This is a genomic window from Paenisporosarcina sp. FSL H8-0542 (assembly GCF_038632915.1).
Classification (GTDB): domain Bacteria; phylum Bacillota; class Bacilli; order Bacillales_A; family Planococcaceae; genus Paenisporosarcina.
The window spans coordinates 2,630,073-2,651,740 of sequence record NZ_CP152050.1; the positions used below are offsets into that span (position 1 = coordinate 2,630,073).

Here is a 21,668-nt window from a genome sequence, read left to right on the forward strand (position 1 = left end):
TTTTTCGAGGAATATTGCTATGCGTTGGTAATCCTTTTGAAAAATCATTATATAGTTGACTGAGTCAACTATATACATTATACTCTTTTTAGTTTAAAATTTCTGAATATTGAGGAGGAGTTTTTATGGAAACAATTCATTATGTAGAAAAAATCCGGAAATTCAACAGGTTTTATGCAAATGTTTTAGGTAAAATCGATCAAGAAATTTATAATCAACCTTTTCCATTAACAGAGGCGCGGGTTATCACTGAACTCAATTATAGAAATGGTTGTACTGCAACTGAAGTCAGAGAAAAACTTGGAATAGACAGAGGTTATATGAGCCGAATTGTACAGCGATTTGAGGACGAAAATATTATCATTAAAAAACAGTCAACAGAGGATAAACGTCAATATTCCCTCTTTCTAACACAATATGGCAAAGAAATTTTCAATGACTTGGTTGAAAATGCAAATAGCGGAGTAGATAAAATGATTCAAAATTTATCAAAGAAACATCTGACAGAGCTAGTCCAATCTATGGAATCAATCGAATCGATTTATTCAAATGAAAATGATTCCTCACTGGTTGTCTCCATTCATCCATTTCAACCCGGAGATATTGGATATGTCGCCCACCTACATGGAAGGTTATATGCAAAGACATATAAATTCGGACGAATCTTTGAATATTACGTCATGAAAGGTTTAACTGAATTTATGATCGATACGGATGGTGGAGAGTTATGGGTTGCTGAAGTGAATGGTGATATCGTTGGTTCGATTGCAATTACTAAGTCGAGTGAAAACGTAGCACAGCTAAGATGGTTTGTTTTAGATGAAAACTTTCAAGGAATGGGCTTAGGAAAAAAACTAATGGAGCATGCTCTTAATTTCTGCCAGGCACAAAATTATCAGCATGTGTTCTTATGGACGGTAAGCACGCTCGAGACCGCTCGATATCTTTACAAAAAGTATAATTTTAGGCTGACCGAAGAAAAACCAAATGAAGAATGGACTGGAGAGCAATTAATAGAAGAACGATGGGATCTTGACTTTTCCGATGCAAACCAATCAAAATAAAAACGAAAAATCAATCTTGTTGGATTCATTACCGATGGGAAAAGCTTATCCTCTTTGGAAGTATTATAAGATGATGGGGATGTTATGCTTTCTGTTTATACATAAGTATGTTCTTTTAGAACCATTGAACATAAGTAAAAGAATAGAAAAAACTTTCACTTGGTAAAGCGAGGACTCACTAAAAATTAAGCCGGTTATTCCAATTAATAGGAAAACCGGCTTGATCATTGGGTACACGATTTTGCTGCTGGTGGTATACAGTCCCATGCAATAGAATTACAACTATCCTATATTTTTCTTTTCATCTAATTTTCGTTGCTTACCTTTGCGCCAAACAAGATAAATGAAGAACATGAATAGAATGTAGACTAAAACAAGAGCTGCTAAATACCCTTTATTGATTCCTTTATCATCAGTTACTTGATAAAATTCGGCAATTTCTCTGTCCACTACCAGACGATAGTTTCCATCATCTCTTTGTCGTAAAATATCCCCTTCAATTAAACCACGAAGTTGTTTATTATCGCCAACCACTTCTCGTGGGATATCAAAGCTTTGAGTACCACCTGTATTGTTGATGGCGACAATCCAAGTTTCCTCATCATTCGAACGTTCATACACCATCAAGCCGGCTTCGTTATATAACATTTCCATTGAACCTGTCCGAAATGCTGCTGAATCATTTCGAAGCGATTGTACATCTCCAATATATTCAATCAATTCTTCATCAGTCTTAAAGTCCATAATCGGGTGAGAAGCTGGAGGCTTCTCTCCGTTTACTGCAATCTCAGAACCGTAAGTCATCATTGGTATACCGGGCATTGACAATAAAGTAGCCATTGCCATTTTCCAACGTGTAGGCGGAAACATATTTTCTTCGGCCGCATTGGCGGTGAATCGTTTTGAATTGATCGTATCAATTTGATGGATGACTGGATTTTCAGTCGATATTTCTTCCAATGCCTTTGAATCTAAATCTACATTTTTGAAAATGTTTCGATACATATCTTCTTGTCCACTTACTAATGTGGCATCGAATTTAGCTTCACTAGATTCGGAACTGAGCACAGATAAATGTTCATTGTCTTTTTTAAGGCTCTCGATCAATGAATTTAAAAACGCAGAATCGATTCCTTCAATTTCAGTCAATCGCACGGCATCTACTTTATATTTTTTTACAAAATCAAGCGCTGCCTGTTCAATCGCTTTTTGTGCATCTTCATTTGTTAAATCCCATGAGATCGTTCCATCTTCATTGGATTGTACCCAGGAAGCCTTGTCCTTATCTTTTGCCCAAACGTGCTTCGCACTTACATTTTGAAGCGGTAAATCAATCATGACGCTCATGTTGTTTTTATGCGCTTTTTTGATCAAAGCTGTAAGCTCTTCGGATGTCCCAAAATGACGTTCTAGTTGCCCGTAATCCATGACACGTTTCCCGTCATATGTCTCTGTTGAAAAGACGGGTCCTAAAGACACCATCGTAAAGCCCATCTTTTGGATGTGATCCAATTTTTCCGCCACACCTTCGAAATCGCCACCTGCAAATGCACTGGGCTCCCTCGCATCAACTTCAAAATCATTTTCAATTGTTTTATTGAAATAGCGGTCGACTAGTAAGTCGTATATACTTTCGTTTTGAATGGATTGTTTTGATGCCGCCTGTGTAGTTAACGGGGCAATCAAACCCATAAGTAATGTTGCTGCAATTGTTGCACGAATCCATTTATCTATTTTCAATTGAGGTCCTCCTCTAACGAATCTTCCTACGTTATTTTATCAAACGGAACATTGCCACGCCATGATTAGCAAAGATTTAAGTAGTATTTACGTCAAAACTGTGAAAAATAACATGGATACCTCAAGGAACCTTGTAAGAGTCCGATTCCACCTAAACCTCCAGATTTCCCAACTAACCCTCCACTGACCTTCAAATCACGCAATAAAAAAACCACTTCACTCCAAATAAATGAAGTAAAGTGGTTTCTTCCTTTGTTTATGCTAAAAAGCTGCTGCCTAATGGTAATGAGAACCCTAGGAACATTGTGATAAACAAGAACACAAACAATAATACCCAAAACATCGTTGTTGGTTTTTGTTTTTTCATACGAACCAAAATCATTTCCATCATGCCGATGACTAAAATTCCACCAAGGAACTTAAATCCATAAAGCATGCCCATATCGGAATCCATGCCAACCATGAACAATGCCACACCTGTCAAAATGATGAATACGTAAACTAAACGTAACACCATATGTGTGATTTTTTGTCCTTTGCCTGTCTTAAGTAAAACAGAGACAAAGAACAAGATAATACCTAGTACCCAAGCTGTAATGTGTAAGTGCGTGTTAGCTAAAAAATCCAAAATCGTCACCTCATCTAATTAATCGTTCAATTCTATCGTATCATATCTCGCTGACTAATAAACTTTTTAACCTACTAGTTTCAATTTATAAAAAAAGTGTGAATCTCTGCTCCCTTTCCGCGGACGAACTGACAAGCCACCTCTGGCCAACAGGATGTTGGTCACGAAGGTGTTGCCACAAAATTGCATTTCGTTCGTTTATTCTCACTGAAGAGTTTTGGCAATCCATTTTTCAGCAGGAGTCACGAAGATTCTCTTATTCAATAACATGATGTTACAAAGCCTAAATAAATCTTTATTCAAATCGGTTTACCAATGTGCCAATTCCTTCAACAGACACCTTCACTGTATCACCGGCTACCAAAAATTTTGGGGGATTAAAGCCTTTTCCCACACCAGAAGGAGTTCCTGTCAAAATTACATCTCCGGGTTCAAGTGTTACCAATGCAGAAATTTGTGCAATCAATTCTTCTACAGAAAAAATCATATCATCTGTATGTCCATTTTGGCGTACTTCGTCATTCACTTTTGTCACAATGGATAGATTTTGCGGATTTGGTAACTCGTCTTTCGTCACTAAATATGGACCCATCGGACAAGATCCTTTCAAGCTTTTGCCAAGGAAAAATTGCTGGTGTTTCTTCTGTAAATCACGCGCTGTTAAATCGTTTGCGATTGTATAGCCAAACACATGATCATAAGCAAGTTTTTTAGGAATATTTTCTCCCTTTTTACTGATAACAACGGCCAGTTCACCTTCATAGTCATATGAAGAAGTGGCATCTGAATGTACTGAAAGTAATTCTCCGTCTGCTGCAATTGTTGTCGGTGATTTTGTGAAAATCATCAAATGTTCTGGTGCAGCTTCTGAACCCATTTCTTTTGCATGCTCTGCATAGTTTCGACCCACACCAAAAATATTTTTCGGTGTTCGTGGAATCGGAGATAGCCATTCGATGCTTGTAAATGGTCGTTTGAATTGATTCGGCTCTTCAGAATTCAGAGCAGCATCTGCGAGCTTACGCATCTGCTCAACAAAATCCATTCCTTTTTCAATTCCATCAACAATGGTCTGAGGAAAATCGGGCAACACTTGGAGCGTCTGTTGTATCGCCACCACGTCCCATATGGCTTCTTCTTTCTTCACCTTGGGACCGAAACGAATTTGACCTTCATAACGAAAAGAAACGATTTTCATACACTGACACTCCCTCTGAATGAAATTTTGTTTAATTCAGTCTACGATACTTCGACAAATTTTTCATCGATTTTTTTTATTTAATTTTTCCATACGTCGCTCTTTTCCAGAGCATTTCAATCGGTCCTTGCTTAAACTTGGATAACCAGATTTCTGCGAATATTATTTGGACGATAAAGATTCCGACAGCTAGCCAAGTTCCTGTCAATACATCCACTTTGCCATACAAGCCAAACCCATAAGAATAAAAGATGGTGGTGGCAATGACTGATTGTGTTAAATATGTCGTCATGGACATTCTTCCAACTTTAGCAACAGGCGAGAAGAGCTTACGGAAGACAGTTAATTGACATAACAGTGCAATCAGTCCTGCATAGCCAATAGCGACCAAGGGACCTCCAAATATATCTTGCACATACATTGTGAAAAAGTCCGCTTCTTTTGTGAAAGGCAAGAACTTGATGAAATAGCCCACTGCCAATGTTAGTACCGTCAATCCAATCCAAAAAATCTTCTTCTCTGATGTGCGTTCAATCAATTTCGCTTTAGCCGCCGCAGCACCAAGCAGCATATAAGGGAAAATCGTTATACCTATTAATAATAAGGTCCCCGACTCAATATTGGCATAGCTCCAATCGGCTGCCCGCTGAATGAAAATATCAGTCCAGCTTCCAGAACCAAATGCCAGGATAGAAGATTCAATCTCCTGTACACCGGCATAAAATTCTTGGCCAGTTTGCGCTGCGTAATAAAGTAAAAACGAGAAACCTAAGTTCGGTATGAGATAAAGAGGTAACGCAATTCCAAGTAACCAGCCACTTGAAAGTCGCAACAACAAAATGATAATAAACCCACTCAGTGCATATGTGATCAATATGTCACCTGACCAAATAAGGAAAGCATGTAGAATTCCGATGATCAATAATACGCTTAACCTGCGTATTGCAAGTGGTAGGAAAGATCCTCCTCGTTGCTTTGATTTAAGGAATTGCATCATCAATCCATAGCCAAATAGCATGGAAAATAAAGGATATACACTTCCTTGTAACACTATATCTATCCATTGAAACGTTTCTTTATCACTCAGATCTGTATACCAAGTGTACGGATTTATGTAGTAATAGGGAGTATGAAACGCCAGCATATTGACGATAAAAATCCCTAGGAGTGAGAAGCCGCGCATCATATCGATTGCAACGACCCGTTCCTGTAATTCTGTAGGTCTTAAATTCACCTTCAATCCTCCAATACAATGATTTGATTCGAGTCAAACAAATACAATATTTTTTCCTTGATGGTGATGGAAAGAATATTTTCTATAGCTTTTTGATAGAGCGACAGCTGTAAACCATAGCGATGCTGCATTTCCCGCAAAATCGAAGTCTCGTTATGGAAAACACCTTTAATTCGATCGGTTTTATAGTCGAGTAATACCCACTGTCCATCTTCTTCCTGGAATAAGCAATCTGCGATACCCTGCAAAATTTGAATGTCCCCATCCTCGTCTTTCATACCATACGTAAAAGGTACTTCACGCAGGACTTCGGAAGCATGACGCAATCTGTCCACAAGCGGTGATTGCAGGAAGTTTTCAATGGCATTCACTTTTATGGCTTTTGCTTCATTTGTAGTCAACAACTGACGATCTGCAAGCAGTTGAATAAAGGATTCAATCATTTCCCTGCCAGGATGTAAATTGAAATCGAGGTGCTGCATGGCCGTATGCATCGCTGTACCAATTTCTGCACTAGTTAGTTTGTGCTCCCCTTGTTGTAGAAAAGCAGGCCGTTTATGAACACTGGTAATGGCTTGCTGAACTTCTTTCGTCCTGAAAAATTCGGGTTCTTCTTCTTTTCGCAGTTGATCAATTCGTTTCAGTTCACTTACCGATTGCTTGGAACGTTTGACGGTTGAACGCTCGTGAATATAGACTGTATTGAATCGACGTTCCACTTCACTCATTATTTCCGGGGAAATTCCTTTTTGCTTCGTGGCATCAGACGGCTCTGAAGTAGTATCGATTGCAATGACCTGTCGTAATTCTTCTACATGAATCGTTTCAAACGACCATTTTGATGGATGTTGCAATGCATCTGAATCCACCTGTCCTTGCCACAACGCGAAGTCATGATGTCTAGCGACGGCAGGACCAATCCAATCCAGGAACCCCTTCGCACGTGAACGTACATATTCCGGTAACATATCGCCACTGGAAGCGGAAATATCCTGCCACTTGTCAATCGATTTTTGTGCATCCTTAACAGTCGCGACGAGCATTAACTTTTCCTTTGCTCGTGTCATCGCTACGTATAAAACCCGCATTTCTTCCGACTTCAGCTCCAGCTGCTTCTTTTCTTTCATGGCCAAAAATGGCAGTGATGTAAAGGAAATTCGTTTATCCGGATCCACTGCTTTTACAGCCAAACCGAACGTCTGATCAAATAAATACAGTTCATTGAAATCCATTTGATTGAAGTCACGGCCAAGACCGGCAATGAACACATAAGGAAATTCAAGTCCCTTGGAAGAATGGATTGTCATTAAACGGACGACGTTTTCTTTTTCACTCATTGCACGTGCTGTTCCCAAGTCGTCTCCACGCTTTTTCATTCGGTCGATAAATCGCAAAAAGCGGAAAAGTCCACGGAAGGACGATTTTTCATAAGACAGTGCACGGTCATGCAACGCACGCAAGTTCGCTTGTCTTTGTTTTCCTCCTGGCATGGCGCCGACCATTTCGTAATAGTGGGTATCCATATAAATTCGCCAGATTAAATCTGCCAATGATCCCCGTCGTGCCAAATCACGCCATTCTTCATAATGAAGGAAGAATCGCTGCAGCTTTTCAGCTGTTTCGGAAGCGATGCCACTGCCACCCATTCGGACGAAGTTTTTAAGTGCTTCATAAAATGGTTCTTTAGGAGCGGATAGACGGATATGGGAAAGCTCTGCTTCCGTTAACCCGACAAATGGTGCCCTTAGCACCGAAGCCAGGGGAATATCCTGATATGGATTATCGACAATACGCAGGGTATTCAACATAATCATCACTTCAAGCGCATCAAAATAACCTTTTGAAAGGTTAGCATATAACGGAATGCCCGCCTGCTTGAATTCTTCCGTTAGATCAGCTGACCAAGTCATAGATCTCGTCAGGATCACTATATCCCGGTATTCAAGTGGACGTTCTTTTTTTGTCCACGCATCGACGACCATCGTTTTCTGATCCATTAATGAGCGAATTTTTCGGATGATATAGCGAGCTTCCCACTGGGATTTTTTCAACTCGTCAATTTCTAAGATTTCTTCATTGATTTCTTTGTCTTCACTCGCACCTTCATCGACATCTTCCGTTTGCTGAGACAGAATCGTAAGCTCTACTGAAGATGGCTGATCCGGATACGGAGCTCCTGCTTTTAAGGCTGCCGCTTCATCGTACTGAATTTCCCCAACTCGTTTCCCCATGATTTGAGAAAATATAAAATTGGTTGCATCCAAAACTTCCGCGCGACTTCGGAAGTTGGCATTTAAATCGATTTTCACACCTGTATGTTGCGGTTCTATCGTAAACTTCAAGTACTTCTCCAGGAACAACATCGGTTCAGCCAATCGGAAGCGATAAATCGATTGTTTGACGTCACCCACCATGAACATATTGCCATTTGCTTCCGTACCGGTTTTGACAATTTGCAAAATGGTTTCTTGCAAACGGTTTGTATCCTGATATTCATCCACTAGAACTTCTTTGTATTGCATCATGATGTCATGTGCCGTGCTTGAAGGAACAAGTTGGCCATCTTCTTCTTCCGTCAATATTTGCAAGGCAAAATGCTCCAAATCCGAGAAATCGACTAACCCTCGCTCACTTTTTGCCAAACGATATTGGTCACCATAAGTTAATGTCAGTTCCACCAATGTTACTAGAAGAGGGTGCATCATTCTCATTTCCTGCAATAATCTTGCTGGTGTTCGTGTGAAATAGGCTTCTTTCACACCATTGACGCGTTTCTTCAATTGATCACGTTTATCTTTCGCTTTTTGAACGAGTTCGTCGTCGAACGTATCTTTCGGGATGCGGGCAGCCGTCGCAAATTTCAACGTTTGGAAAAAGTCAAAAGTCGACTGCCACGATTGTGTGGAAATACGACGAATCGCTTCAGCAATTACGAGTTGATCTTGTTCCACTGTGGTCCCGTAAGGAGCTGGACCTGCCGGAAGCAACGCATATTGACGAATCTCTTCCGTCATCGCATACGCTTCTTCCATAGCATGCTGGATGGTCAGTTTAAGCGCTCCGATAAAGGGCAGATCATCGATTACCATATCGTCAGGCACATTATAGCTTTGTGGGATTGACTGTAACCATTTCTTCGGTTCCGGATGTACACTTGCTGTGTCATATAATTTATCAATCAACGTTTCAATCATTTGATCGTCCCGGTCTGTCGTGAAACTGTCAACAAGTCTGTACAGCGCTTCCGGATTTTCCGCTTTATGCGCCGACTCCAATATCGCAGCCAATACATCATCACGAATTAGAGCTGCTTCCGCTTCGTTTGCCAGTCTGAATCCCGGATCCAAATCGAGGATGTAAGCGTACTGCTTAACAATGGATAAACAAAAAGAGTGAAGTGTCGAGATTTGCGCTTTATTCAATAGACTCAATTGTCTTCTTAAATGACTGGAATTCGGATTTTTCACAAGCGCTTTTTCCAGCGCTTCCGCCATCCGGTGTCGCATTTCGGCCGCCGATGCATTGGTAAATGTCACAACGAGAAGCTCATCCACATCAATCGGATTATCTTCACGAATCATCTTTTGGATTAGACGTTCAATCAGGACAGCCGTTTTTCCTGAGCCAGCTGCCGCTGAAACGAGTATGTCACGTCCTTCTGCAAAAATGGCGCGCCATTGAGCGTCAGTCCATGTAACATCTTGTGGTTTAATCGGTATGAGCATCAGGTGAGACCTCCTCTTTAATTCGTTGCGTGACTTCTTCTAGTGTACCTACCGACAGTTTACGATAGTGCTGTTCAGGATCTGTAGGATCAAACTGGCATACACTACGGAAATTACAATAGTCGCATGCTGTTTTATCCTTCATCCTGTAGGGCAGAACCCGTGTATCGCCAGCGAGCATCCCATCTCCGGCTTGCTGATGCTTTTTACGTACAAATGTCCGCAAATTCGCCATGTCCTGTGTGGACACAACTTTCGAAAAAGATTTGGATATGGAGCCATCTTTATTGATGCGGGCTGGTATAACTTTTGAAGTGCCTGCTATTTCCGTATCCATTTCACTTAAGACGTTGGCATCGTCTATCAGTAAACCGCGCATTTTATATTTCTTAAATACTTCTTCCGCAAGGTCCATGTCAGAAAGCTCTTTAGCCAATTTCAACATTGGATTATGAACATGCATATATAACACGCCTGCCGGACTGGCATCTTCACCTAACCAAATTGCCGAGTTACTGACAGCCACATCCAAATACGTAAGCATCTGCAGGGAAATTCCATAATACACATCATTTAAATCAAGTCCTTTAGCGGACGATTTGTAATCAACGATTCGCACAAATGGCTGGCCATCCACAACAGCTGCGTCCACGCGGTCTATTCGACCACGCATTTTCATGGCGTGACCATTTTTCAATGGGATTTCCAATGTGGGCAATTCTTCTCCAGGACCAAAACCAGCTTCTATCGCGATTGGAACAAAAGTCGAGACACTGGCATGATCACGTAAAGTCGTCATGGTGCGTTGCAAAATCTGGACGAGTTTACGTTGAATATAGGTATATCTTTTTGTGCTGAGTAAAATTTGATGGACAAAAAATGGCGAAATTTCTTCTACTGCTTGTCTCGCCAGTTCCCAAGCCTGAGTAGTTGAAAGCTGTGCCCAAGTTAACCCCAATCGCTTCGTTTCGTCAGAAATCCATTTCAAAGCGGCATGGAATAAATCTCCGATGGCCGGGGCTTCTAGTAAATATTCTGCGCGTTCTTCCAAGCGCAAACCATACGTTGCGAAATGTGCAAAAGGACAACTGTAATATTTCTCGACACGTGACACACTGGATGTAAACGTATCCCCATACAAGGCATTGGTCGTTTCACGGTCCAGACGCTCTGCGATTATTGGATTCGTCAGTGGTCGAATAATCCGTTCGAAAACGCTATGCCAAAATGGATCATTTTCATAATAGGAAGCAACCGCCTGCCATTCTTCCTCCAGATTTCCTTCTACAACCGCTTGTTTTAATTTAGTGGCAAGGTACGGCAAAGTTGCCCGAGGATGTTGGATATAGTAATCTGTACTGTCTTTCAAAACAGCCGGATCAATGACAGCCAGTTCCAATTCGATTTTCGGCAACAATTGTTGCAATCGTTTGATGAATGTCGAAGGAAGCAGTGCTTTCCCTTCTTCATCCGCAACAGCGTATGACACAAACAGTTTTTCGGAAGCTGTTGTCACCGCTCGGTACGCCATATAGGATTCGTCCATCAGACGCATTTTTGACGTCGGAGCCAGCTCAAAGCCAATTTGCATAAACCATTCCCGCTCGGTATCCGAAAGCAACCCTTCCTGTTCGAGTCGTTTTGGAAATACCCCGTCATTGACGCCAATTACAAATGCTGCCCGAATATCAGACAATCGGGATAAATCAACCGTTGCTACGGTTACTTGATCGAGTGACGGTGGAATGCGGGAGAACTCCAACGTGTCAAAACCTTCTTCCAATAGTAGCAAGCTTTCTTTAGGAGTCAGTTTTTCATCACCAAACATCAACACAAATTGATCCAGTACATCTACCCACTGTGACCAGGCCTGGTCATGCTCGGTAGCTAACAAAAGACGCCCCTGTTCATTTTCCTCATCTTTTAACCCTTGCAGCTTATCGTAAATCTGTAACTCTTCGATTAATTCAAATAGTGCCTGTGCGACGTCTCTTCCTGTCCCGCATGCCTCTATTTTCCGTCTAAACTCCTGAAGAGGGGTCAAAACGATGTTTCTCACTGCAGTTATGTCAGCTTGGATAGCACGTTCTTCATCTGTTTGAACTTTTGAATGGAATTCAAGTCCACGGTATTTTTTCACGAGCCAGCGTCGTTCATCCGACCAGCGATCGCCATAAATCCCTTGTGAAATCACGAAATTCTCTAAACGATCTGCGCGTTCACGCCATACTCTTTTATTTGCTTGTAGCGGGAAGAACAAATCCGTTTTGATGGCCCTGAACATTGGCTCATATTGAAAATCATTTAAAACTGCTTCAAAAACAGAACGACTGAATTCGACCAATGGATGATGAAGCATGGCCTTTTTCCGATTGATGAATACAGGAATATCGTATTGAGCAAATGTGGTTTCAATCAATTCATCGTACACTTCGGGTTGGCGATATAAAATCGCAACATCACGATAGCGAAGCTGTTCGTCACGAACAAGACTTCGGATATGTCTTGCAACTGCGTGAATTTCTGCCCTTCTACTGTCCGCTTCCACCACAAGTACATGATTATGATCGTCAATGGATGGTACGGGATAACTATGTAAGTTCGCTTCAATATGTTTAATCTCATTTGTCATAAAACGCTTGTTTTCGTTTAAATGGATTGAAGGTTCAATTGCTATGGATTCAGTACGTGCCACTTCCTTTAAACGTTCTGCAGTCTTAGCGGCACTGTGGAATAATGACTGCTCATCCATCAAATCAAGGCTTTCATCATCCAAAGGCAGTGCAATGGTGACGCGTTTCGCATGTTTAATCAGTTCTCCGATAATTTCGTATTCCCGGGTTGTCATCGTCACAAAACCATCAATATAAACGTCCGCCTCAGCAATTAATTCCGATTGAACAATTTGCTTGGACAGCAAAGCATAGTAACCTTCGCTGTCAATATAAGCAGTTCCAAGCCGTTCCTCCAAAGCACGCAACAAAACCGACAAGTCATGTGACTTATCTTGTAAAGTGCGCGGGGCATTCAGTTGTTTAAGAGATTCCTCAAGAGAAATTAAAGTTGTACCGTCAAGGCAGTATCGGGTGAACTCCTTTAACAGCATTTCCATCTGGTTAGTAAATCCTCGTTTATTGGCGGCTTGCTTAAAAAGAGAGAACTCTTCCTTGTGTTCTTCAAGCAATCGGCGGATTAACATGCGGTAGCCGAATCCACTGATTTCCTGACGGCTTATCCCTCCGGTTTCCTGTAATACACGCCAAGCCAGTCGTTTGAATGTAGTGACTTGTGTACGGATGATTCCTTTTGAATGATCCATTGCTGAAAGTGCAAATTCAGTGGAAAAGGACATTTGGTCAGGTACCACAAAAAATATAGGCGCACCCAGTGGATTACTCATGGCATTTTCAGTTACTTCATGCCGCATGAATTCAGATTTCCCTACACCAGCTCGTCCGGTAATTAATCGTAATGACACATCCATGCCCCCCTATTGAATCATGTATAAAAAACAAACAAAATCCCGAATATTTTCCTTCCCTCTATTGTACCTAACTACTGCAAGAGGGGGAAATTATTCGGGATTTTCACCTGAGAAATTCATTGTTGCTGATTCAAGTGGCCAGTACCTTGCGACTACTTTTCCAACGATATCTTCTTTGTTGACGAATTGAAAATAACGACTGTCCAAACTTTGTCTGCGATTATCACCAAGAACAAAATACGAATCAGGGGGAATACGTACTGCCCCAGTGATTCCTTCAAGCGTAAAGTTCTCTGTTAATCGGTCGTCGGGGTTTTGATAGGCATCATATGACTGCAAATACGGTTCTTCCACTCTTTGGTTGTTGATAAAGAGCTTGTCGTTCTTGTACGTGAGGACATCTCCTGGTATTCCAATGACTCGTTTTACAAAATCTTCATTGTCAGCGGAATGAAAAACCAAAACATCCAGACGATCAATATCACCAACGGAATACGAAATTTTACTCACTAGTACTTTATCCAAATTGTGGAGTGTAGGCTCCATCGAATGGCCAGAGACGGCATAATTCGTGATAAGAAATGAACGAATGATGACAATGATCATTACTCCGATGACAATCGCTTTTAACCATTCCCATGCCTCTTTTTTCATTGAAGTCAAACCGTTGGCCCCTTCCCTTCCTGTCGTTCTTTTTGAACCAATAAAAAGTTAGCTTCCACCCGTGCATTCAATCGACGTTCAATTTGTTTTCCGATGAACCAAAGCAAAATGATTACGCCAATGACTATAGCAGTCCGTATCGGCTGTGTAATTAGGGCTTTGATATCATAACCGATGAAGCTGATTGTCAAAATCATCACAAATTTCCCAGCCAACAATGTCCATAAATAAGAATTCTTTTTCATGTTAGACAATCCTGCTACCAAATTGACTAATGCTGACGGGGTAAAAGGAAAACATAACAGCAAAAATAATGGAGCGAAACCATGGGTCTCAACCCAATGGATTAATTTTTGAACACGCTCGTGTTTGGTCATGAAACGAAGAAAGCGCGCCCGTCCATATTTTCGAACCAGTAAGAAAACTAAATATGAACCCACAACTGTCCCCGCCCACGATAATAAAAACCCTATCCATAAACCATATGCGCTAGCATTTGCAAAAACGAATACAAATAGAGGTAAAAACGGTAAAAATGCTTCTAAAAATGGTAACAGGAAGCCAATGAGAGGTCCCAGTGAACGATAGTCCCTTGTTAGTTCCAATAAATTTTCAGTTGTTAACCAATCGAACATGTTCCTCATCCTCAAAAAAATTATAGTTATCCTTCAGTTTCCCCGTCGACTGCCAACATCAAACATACTGATAATGGATGATTAAATGAATGACCGTCGTTTCTTCGCTATTATTCACATACCGATGTGTCTGATTTCCGGAAAAAACAAGTGTGTCTCCTTTTAGTAAATCAACTTGTTCACTTTCAAGGATGACTTTCAGTTGTCCATCTACTATTGTAAGCGATTCCTCGACACCTTTCAGGTGAGGGGCACTTTCATAAGAACATAAAGGATCCATTTCAATCCGATAAAACTCCCAGCCCCGTTTTGGATCATACGGAATAATGGAAAATACACGGTAACGGCCTTCGTCTTCTGTTAAAAAAGGAATATCTGTAGGTGATATTTTTTTTGCATTCAGCCTCGGTGGTTGCAATAAAGATGAGAAGCTGATTTTAAGTCCGTCTGCAATTTTCCAAATGGTAGAAACCGTAGGATTGGATTCACCTTTTTCCATTTGCGCCAATTGTGCTTTACTTACATCCGTCAGTTTGGCTATATCATCTAAACTCATCCCGCGTTGTTGTCGTATCATTTTTAATTGTAGGCCTAAATTACGTCTCATCTGTTCCATCTCTTCACCTCTTATTGTTTACTTTACCATACAGATGTATAATATATTAAACTTTGAAGCGGGAGGAATTCGACCAATGACATTTATGAATGGAATAAGAGCTGGGTTAAGCATTGCCATTGGCTACTTTCCTATCGCATTAACCTTTGGATTACTAGCAAAAACAACCGGGTTGTCTATGTGGGAAGCAACAGCCATGAGTATATTCGTTTTTGCTGGTGCTGCACAATACATATCGTTAACTCTGATATCAACAGGTGTAGACCCTATCTTAATTGTTCTTAATACGTTTGTTGTCAATATCCGACACTTTCTTATGACGGCCTCATTAAATGAAAAGATGCAACCTGAAGCACGTTGGAAAAAAGCCATATATGCGTTTGGGGTGACGGATGAAACGTTCTCCGTATTAGCAACAAATAAAGCCGACAAAATCCGGACTCCTTTTGCAGCCGGTGTTATTCTGATTTCTTACGGCAGCTGGGTGGTCTTCACTGCTATAGGTCATGTCATTGGTGCCAATTTACCCGAGTTCCTTCAAGCAGCCATGTCGATTGCTTTATACGCAATGTTTGTCGGACTGCTCGTTCCATCCATGAAAGGTAACCGTAAAGTGATGCTGCTGGCTTTCTTCGGTGCAGTGATTCACAGTGCTTTGTATTGGAGCGGCCTCCTTTCAACAGGATGGTCCATTTTAGTAGCGACGCTCGGTTCAGCCATTTTGGTTGAAATGCTGTATGCGAAGAAAGGAAGTGCAAGTTAATGGAAAAATCGTACTGGTGGATGTTACTTGGAATGGCTGTGGTCACCTATATACCACGCGCATTTCCACTAACATTTCTGGAAGGCCGAGAATTGCCTCCCATTGTCAGCGGAATACTGCGTAATATTCCTTACGCTGTTTTGGGCGCACTGATCTTTCCCGCTATGTTGTTTGTACAGGAAGGAAATATGTTATTCGGGCTTATTGGTGCACTTGCCGCTTTTACACTAGCATTTGCTGGAGCGAATGTAATTATCGTTGTCATGGGGTCCATTGCTGTTCTGGCGATATATGGTTTGATAGGTTGATGTAATATATTTGGATTATATGACAAAAAACGAATAGCATCATAGCTATTCGCTTTTTATTATACTTCAATTCATTATATGTTCGGCTAGCGCAAATGTAAGATAAACTAGGCAGTCCCTTAACAAATCCCCTTTTTAAGCTTTTACAAGTTCCAGAACTCGATCCGGATCGAATCCCAAAACCCATTGACCGTTAATATTTGTTTGTGGAACTCCCATTTGCCCAGTTGTTTCCACTAATTTTTGTGCTGCTATAGGATCTGCTTGAACATTCACTTCCGTGAACTCCATTTCATTTTGTTTCAGGAAACTTTTCATCATGTCGCAATATGGACATGTGTTGGTTGAATAAACAGTAATTTGTGGTTTCATTTTGTATACCTCCGATATTATGCTTTTTTATAAGCAACATAATTGCCAGTTAAATGTTTAATATTTTCGCTTGTCTTGCTAATTTATCATAAAAAATGAGATTGAAAATACATTTACTTTCCCTCCAGTTTTTATGAAAATCCACATTTTATTTACAATATACTACTAGGGGTCTACAAGTTCAAATAATTAGTATTCACAATGTTTCCCACAAAAAAAACGTCTCTACACATAAGTGTAAAGACGTTTTGTTAATCATCCTGTCTTTTTCCTCGTTCCATCATACGTGTCGCGTACCAAAATCCGATTGTCAATGATAATGCATCAACAATAAATAACAGCCATGTATGCGTATACCCGACATAGACGGAGGCGGTTATAAGAGCTACGGTTAAAATTAAAGCAACGATATGTGAAAATGTGATTCTTGTAAACAGTACGACGAGCAGTCCTGGTAAAAATAATGCAAATAGTATTTTTGTAAACATTGATTCCATTATTGCTCTCCTATCTTACAACCAATAAACCGAGTCGATGATGATCGTGACGATAAATAACATGTTGTCTTAATCTGACTTCACCTTGATGATCCAATACTTCAAGTCGGCAATGTGCAGCATTTATTTGAATCGCTTCATATAATTCCCGTTCATTCGTGACCGTCTGCCCGTTAACCCTGCGGATACATTCTCCAATAACAAGTCCCATCTTATCCGCTGGAGATTCCGGTAATACGCCTGCAATCATCACACCTGAATCTTGTGGAGAAACGGCGTAATTTCCTTGTCTTTCCTTTATGGCAAAATACATCCATACCCCTATTCTTGCAAAAGCACCTAGAGCTAAACTAATAGCCGCGACAATTGGTAGCCAATAAGCAATGAGTGATAAACCTATTGTGGCCACCCCAACGATGATGACGGCTTTACCTAACTTCGGATATAAATTCACAGGGAGTGTCCTGCGTGCTTTTTGCTGGAACCCGATTACAATTGGAAATAACACAAAAGCAAACGTTTCATTTCCAATTGTAAATTGTGGCCAATAAGTCATGAAATCCGGTACTACACTTCCAGGTACAATGCCCAATACAGGCAACAACCACAGTCGTTTTGATAAATAACTGGCAGATGTCAAACCACGTGCCGATTTTTCCAATATAGGAGATGCCGATTCAGCACCTGTTTTTCGGATTAGCAACCCCTCTGCAATTACCGCTGCCCCCATTAACAGACTGACAGGCAAAGACAGTTCAATCCAATTGCGATCCCCGACCCATTCGAAATTCAAAATTGAAAAACTAGTATTCATTTCATAGCCAATCCACAATGCGCAAGTTGCAAGCGCTGCAGAAATGACGGGCGATCCAATCTGATACATAAAAAGTACGACAATAATCGCACTGATCAAACTGAACGTTACCACCCAATCTGTCGTAAGCGTCAGACCAATACCTGTACTGAGTAAGGATAAAATCAGTGCATACATCCATATATCCGTGAACATTCTCTTAACCTCTGTCCAACCCCAAAGAATCCGTGTACGGAATGAACGTCGTTCCCTCTTTACGCGTACGTATCCTAGAAGCACCGCAAAACAGATTGCCACATAAAATAATGGATTAATAAAAAATTTTCCGATTCCCTTAATCAATTCTAGTCCAATTTCTTGCCACATTTACGAATCACCACCCAATCAACGGTTCGTGCATTTCTTTCCATTGTAACAAACCGTTGATGGAATGCGTATAGGTTTTTTCTACTTTTGAATAGAGTGGAATAAATAGCCTAGAGACATTTGAAGCTGATTATCATGTTTCTTGCTTGATTTATAGGTCATAATGGTCTCTCTGACTTCTTTATAAAAAACGATATCCATTTTCGCTTCTGCCTTGAGTTTCTTTTGTTCCTTGAAAGATTTCACGGCTCTTGCTGTATCTTCATCGAAATAGCCATCGACTCTTGTAACAGGGAATCCTAATGCCTTCAGTACCTTTTGGCCATACTGTACATCTACATTAAAATCTCCTACTTGATAAGTTCCACTCATCGGAAGGGGTTCGAGCTGGTAAAGTTCGCTTGCTTTCACTTCAAAATCCGCCTTAATCCCAGTTCCATGAATCCACTGCTGTTTAGGTGTTAACCATTTGTGCGAAGATAACTTCATTTCTCCCCCATTTGTTAACTCCCATGTTTCTTGCACGGTGCCTTTTCCAAAACTCTTGGAACCGGCGATTAGTGCCCGTTGGTTGGATTTTAAAGCACCACTCAACACTTCACTTGCAGAGGCGCTACCTTCGTTCTGTAATAATACAATCGGAATCTTTTTCATAACTTTTGTATAGTCATCTTCATTTGTTGATTTTACGGCCAATGGCTCGAGTGCACCTTTTGAATCTTGCATGTAAGCAAAGATTTGCCCGCTTTTCAACATGGTGCCAATTACTTGTTCTACACTATGTAAATATCCTCCTGGATTACCACGCACGTCTATCAATAATCCATCAATTCCCTGTGTTACGAGTGTGCGGGTTTGCGTTTCCCATTCTTCTGCTGTTTTTTCTCCAAACACGGAGATGCTTACATAGCCAATCGAAGAACTATCTTGTTCAATTATCTCACTAGTCACCGTTTGTATCTGAAGTGCGGATCTGGTCATCTTTAATTCCACATGTCGATCTTCCGTTTCTCTGAAGACCGTTAATGAGACATTGGTTCCTTTTTTTCCTTTTATGGCCGACAGCAAATCAGCTAAGCTTTTTCCCTCTACTCGCTTCCCATCTACTCTTACAATTTCGTCATACGGTTTAACTCCTGCTTTTTCAGCAGGTGATTCTTTCATCGGTGTCACAACTATAAATCGACCTTTATTTTCTACAATCTCCAGCCCTATTCCCACGCGTTCGTCCGATAAGGATTCACGGTGAGCCTTTGCTTCCTCTTTGGTCATGTATTTGCTATAAGGATCTCCAAGTGTATCTGCCATTCCCCGTAATGCACCTTCAATCAATTGTTTCCCCTCGACGGGATGAACAGAACTTGCCAAGATACGTTCATAAGCCTGATCTATCGGTGACAGTTGGCTGATTGGTACACTTGCCACCTTGTCCTTTTTAAAAGGCGCCCAAAAAATGAGGAATAGAAGAATCAAAATCACTAAAAAACCAAACAAAAAAACCCTGCTTCGTCTCAAAAAATCGCCCCCTACTTTCTTCGTTTCAGTGTATGAACGAATAGGTGACGATAGGACAAGAATAAGCCAGATTTATTTTTATTGGCTATGTTATTTTTCACTGTTGATTTTATGAAAGAATGAATCTGTGCCCTTTCCGCGGACGAACTGGCAAGCCTCCTCGGGCCAACAGGATGTTGGTCACGAAGGCGTTGACACAAAATTGTATTTTGCGACGAGTAACCGCAGGAGCAGGGAGGTGGTGGTGTCCTTAGCCTTCATTCCTTTATCCTCACTGTGGGGTCTTGCCAGCCAAGATTATGGTCAAAGGTGTTTGACCATATCTTTGCGACGAGTAACCGCAGGAGCAGCTTTATTCTTTGCGACGAGTAACCGCAGGAGCAGACCTATTCTTTGCGACGAGTAACCGCAGGAGCAGCCCTATTCTTTGCGACGAGTAACCGCAGGAGCAGCCCTATTCTTTGCGACGAGTAACCGCAGGAGCAGCCCTATTCTTTGCGACGAGTAACCGCAGGAGCAGCCCTATTCTTTGCGACGAGTAACCGCAGGAGCAGCCCTATTCTTTGCGACGAGTAACCGCAGGAGCAGCCCTATTCTTTGCGACGAGTAACCGCAGGAGCAGTACTTTTGAAAAATGAGACCCACAAGTATGTTTTTCATACTTGTGGGTCTCATGCGGAACGTGCGGCAAGCGCAAATGTACGATAAACATCCATACCTATTAACAGATCATTTTTATTCTAAATTAGACACAAAATCTTTAATCATTTGGTCATCCATCGGTCCTACAATCTTGTTCTGAATGCGGCCTTTAGTATCAATCATATATGAAGTAGGTATAGTGATGGCTTCAAAGGTTTGACCAACGGCACCTTCAGTATCCATAGGAATCGGAAAAGTCAGCCCGTAGTCCCGTACAAAATCGTTCACTTTCTCTTCACTGTCTCCGCTTGTTAGATTGACAGCTAATATTTCCACATTTTCTTCTTCTGCGAAATCTTCATAGTAATTTTGCATATGAGGCATTTCGGCCTTACAAGGAGGACACCACGTCGCCCAGAAATTAACGATTACTTTTTTCCCTTGATAGTCAGAGAGCTTCACTTTTTTCCCATCAAGTGTTGTTAATTCAAAATCTGGTGCTGTATCGCCTTTATTCAATCCTTCGGATGCAGCAACACCTGTCATTTCGATACCTAATTGTTCATTTTCAAAGGACTTTGCCTCATCGATGTTATTTTTCACCATCGTCGCGATGACAATCGTTATAAGAACAGCAAGTATCACGAGTCCAAATACTTTTTTGGTCATTTGTTCTCCTCCATTTGTTGTTTATTCAAAAATATAGAAACGGTAAAACCGCAAATCACGAATAGTACCGTGACCATCAGCGGACTTTGGAACACACCTTCAGGCTGTAAAACGGCCGCAAGGATATGTGTAAATAAAAAGAGAGTAAGCAATTGTAATCTCCAAACATTTGATGCAAATGCTTTCTTCCAGGTTAAGGTAGTCATCCCAGTAAAAATAACAATTGTCATCAGTTTCTGCCAAATTTCCGCTTCATTCATAACAACCATAAGGAATTGATACAAAGATTGCAACAAAACGAACCCAATAAGCATCGCGCCAAACTCGCGTTCAGGCAAACCTCTGCTTCTTATTTGCCATACTAAACGACTAAGTGCTATAACCAATGCAATGTAGAAGCCGGTTTCACCCCCATTGAAATAAAGAATCCCAAGTGGGTATTTAACAATCATATCAAAATCAGTAAACACTACACTAAATTTCCATACAATTAAAAAGAGTATTGCTGCATCCGAAAACCAATCTACTGTATCTTTCCCAAATTTCATCCTTAATACGATTCCCGTAATAAATAACGCCAAAAGTATTGCTATCCACGATGAAGGAATTGTTAGAGACTTGATAATAAACCAATCCGTTACCGGCAACACTTTTCAACTCCTCAAGACATTCCAAATATACCCTATATCGTATATCAAACTACTTAATATGTGGAGAAATATGCTTGTGAACGTC

Annotated in this window: 18 protein-coding genes; 3 read left to right on the forward strand and 15 right to left on the reverse strand. The window is 40.9% G+C overall.

The window, feature by feature from the left end:
• The first annotated feature begins 125 nt into the window (after positions 1-125).
• On the forward strand, positions 126-1,064 hold the full coding sequence (locus MHH33_RS13530) for a helix-turn-helix domain-containing GNAT family N-acetyltransferase (protein WP_342542014.1): 939 nt from the start codon (positions 126-128) through the stop codon (positions 1,062-1,064).
• A gap of 282 nt (positions 1,065-1,346) precedes the next feature.
• Here the strand turns inward: MHH33_RS13530 and MHH33_RS13535 are convergent, their stop codons facing one another.
• The 9 genes from MHH33_RS13535 to MHH33_RS13575 form a co-directional block, all read right to left on the reverse strand.
• The gene (locus MHH33_RS13535; protein WP_342542015.1) at positions 1,347-2,804 is read right to left on the reverse strand and encodes an alpha-amylase family glycosyl hydrolase; all 1,458 of its coding nucleotides are present in this window, start codon (positions 2,802-2,804) and stop codon (positions 1,347-1,349) included.
• 256 nt (positions 2,805-3,060) lie between these two features.
• On the reverse strand, positions 3,061-3,432 hold the full coding sequence (locus MHH33_RS13540; RefSeq protein WP_342542016.1) for a YisL family protein: 372 nt from the start codon (positions 3,430-3,432) through the stop codon (positions 3,061-3,063).
• 295 nt (positions 3,433-3,727) lie between these two features.
• A complete protein-coding gene (locus tag MHH33_RS13545; protein WP_342542017.1) occupies positions 3,728-4,630 on the reverse strand; it encodes a fumarylacetoacetate hydrolase family protein in 903 nt (300 codons plus the stop codon).
• A 76-nt stretch (positions 4,631-4,706) separates the two neighbouring features.
• Complete coding sequence (locus MHH33_RS13550) at positions 4,707-5,864, reverse strand: DUF418 domain-containing protein (RefSeq protein WP_016428039.1); 1,158 nt, start codon at positions 5,862-5,864, stop codon at positions 4,707-4,709.
• Between the two features lie 2 nt (positions 5,865-5,866).
• Positions 5,867-9,589 (reverse strand): helicase-exonuclease AddAB subunit AddA, encoded by a 3,723-nt coding sequence (gene addA / locus MHH33_RS13555; RefSeq protein WP_342542018.1) that lies wholly within the window; start codon positions 9,587-9,589, stop codon positions 5,867-5,869.
• The gene (addB, locus tag MHH33_RS13560; protein ID WP_342542019.1) at positions 9,573-13,067 is read right to left on the reverse strand and encodes a helicase-exonuclease AddAB subunit AddB; all 3,495 of its coding nucleotides are present in this window, start codon (positions 13,065-13,067) and stop codon (positions 9,573-9,575) included. The genes addA and addB overlap by 17 nt, the downstream gene beginning before the upstream one ends.
• A gap of 96 nt (positions 13,068-13,163) precedes the next feature.
• Complete coding sequence (gene lepB / locus MHH33_RS13565) at positions 13,164-13,727, reverse strand: signal peptidase I (protein WP_036659793.1); 564 nt, start codon at positions 13,725-13,727, stop codon at positions 13,164-13,166.
• Positions 13,728-13,732: 5 nt separating this feature from the next.
• Positions 13,733-14,371, reverse strand: coding sequence for a TVP38/TMEM64 family protein (locus tag MHH33_RS13570; RefSeq protein WP_342542020.1), 639 nt, complete (start codon positions 14,369-14,371; stop codon positions 13,733-13,735).
• Between the two features lie 58 nt (positions 14,372-14,429).
• Complete coding sequence (locus MHH33_RS13575; protein ID WP_016428044.1) at positions 14,430-14,987, reverse strand: XRE family transcriptional regulator; 558 nt, start codon at positions 14,985-14,987, stop codon at positions 14,430-14,432.
• Positions 14,988-15,063: 76 nt separating this feature from the next.
• Between MHH33_RS13575 and MHH33_RS13580 the strand changes: the two genes are divergently transcribed.
• Positions 15,064-15,750: an AzlC family ABC transporter permease gene (locus MHH33_RS13580; protein WP_016428045.1), complete on the forward strand. Its 687-nt coding sequence runs from the start codon at positions 15,064-15,066 to the stop codon at positions 15,748-15,750.
• Complete coding sequence (locus tag MHH33_RS13585) at positions 15,750-16,058, forward strand: AzlD domain-containing protein (RefSeq protein ID WP_016428046.1); 309 nt, start codon at positions 15,750-15,752, stop codon at positions 16,056-16,058. Before MHH33_RS13580 ends, MHH33_RS13585 begins: the two co-directional genes overlap by 1 nt.
• Before the next feature lie 135 nt (positions 16,059-16,193).
• Here MHH33_RS13585 and MHH33_RS13590 read toward each other — a convergent pair whose 3' ends face one another.
• The 6 genes from MHH33_RS13590 to MHH33_RS13615 form a co-directional block, all read right to left on the reverse strand.
• Positions 16,194-16,430, reverse strand: a complete 237-nt coding sequence (locus MHH33_RS13590) for a glutaredoxin family protein (RefSeq protein ID WP_016428047.1) — start codon at positions 16,428-16,430, stop codon at positions 16,194-16,196.
• Between the two features lie 251 nt (positions 16,431-16,681).
• Positions 16,682-16,927 carry a CsbA family protein gene (locus tag MHH33_RS13595; protein WP_016428048.1) on the reverse strand — a complete coding sequence of 82 codons (246 nt, stop codon included), beginning with the start codon at positions 16,925-16,927 and terminating at the stop codon, positions 16,682-16,684.
• A 10-nt stretch (positions 16,928-16,937) separates the two neighbouring features.
• Positions 16,938-18,107, reverse strand: coding sequence for a PDZ domain-containing protein (locus tag MHH33_RS13600; protein ID WP_342542021.1), 1,170 nt, complete (start codon positions 18,105-18,107; stop codon positions 16,938-16,940).
• Positions 18,108-18,188: 81 nt separating this feature from the next.
• A complete protein-coding gene (locus MHH33_RS13605; RefSeq protein WP_036659439.1) occupies positions 18,189-19,622 on the reverse strand; it encodes a S41 family peptidase in 1,434 nt (477 codons plus the stop codon).
• A 735-nt stretch (positions 19,623-20,357) separates the two neighbouring features.
• Positions 20,358-20,933, reverse strand: a complete 576-nt coding sequence (locus tag MHH33_RS13610) for a redoxin domain-containing protein (protein WP_016428051.1) — start codon at positions 20,931-20,933, stop codon at positions 20,358-20,360.
• The gene (locus MHH33_RS13615; RefSeq protein ID WP_342542022.1) at positions 20,930-21,583 is read right to left on the reverse strand and encodes a hypothetical protein; all 654 of its coding nucleotides are present in this window, start codon (positions 21,581-21,583) and stop codon (positions 20,930-20,932) included. Before MHH33_RS13615 ends, MHH33_RS13610 begins: the two co-directional genes overlap by 4 nt.
• Positions 21,584-21,668: the final 85 nt, after the last annotated feature.

Coding starts and splice junctions, on each gene's coding strand:
- MHH33_RS13570 (WP_342542020.1), bottom strand. CDS start 14,371: ATGTTCGATTGGTTAACAACTGAAAATTTATTGGAACTAACAAGGGAC.
- MHH33_RS13530 (WP_342542014.1), top strand. CDS start 126: ATGGAAACAATTCATTATGTAGAAAAAATCCGGAAATTCAACAGGTTT.
- MHH33_RS13590 (WP_016428047.1), bottom strand. CDS start 16,430: ATGAAACCACAAATTACTGTTTATTCAACCAACACATGTCCATATTGC.
- MHH33_RS13575 (WP_016428044.1), bottom strand. CDS start 14,987: ATGGAACAGATGAGACGTAATTTAGGCCTACAATTAAAAATGATACGA.
- lepB (WP_036659793.1), bottom strand. CDS start 13,727: ATGAAAAAAGAGGCATGGGAATGGTTAAAAGCGATTGTCATCGGAGTA.
- MHH33_RS13600 (WP_342542021.1), bottom strand. CDS start 18,107: ATGTGGCAAGAAATTGGACTAGAATTGATTAAGGGAATCGGAAAATTT.
- MHH33_RS13580 (WP_016428045.1), top strand. CDS start 15,064: ATGACATTTATGAATGGAATAAGAGCTGGGTTAAGCATTGCCATTGGC.
- MHH33_RS13610 (WP_016428051.1), bottom strand. CDS start 20,933: ATGACCAAAAAAGTATTTGGACTCGTGATACTTGCTGTTCTTATAACG.
- MHH33_RS13585 (WP_016428046.1), top strand. CDS start 15,750: ATGGAAAAATCGTACTGGTGGATGTTACTTGGAATGGCTGTGGTCACC.
- MHH33_RS13545 (WP_342542017.1), bottom strand. CDS start 4,630: ATGAAAATCGTTTCTTTTCGTTATGAAGGTCAAATTCGTTTCGGTCCC.
- addA (WP_342542018.1), bottom strand. CDS start 9,589: ATGCTCATACCGATTAAACCACAAGATGTTACATGGACTGACGCTCAA.
- MHH33_RS13595 (WP_016428048.1), bottom strand. CDS start 16,927: ATGGAATCAATGTTTACAAAAATACTATTTGCATTATTTTTACCAGGA.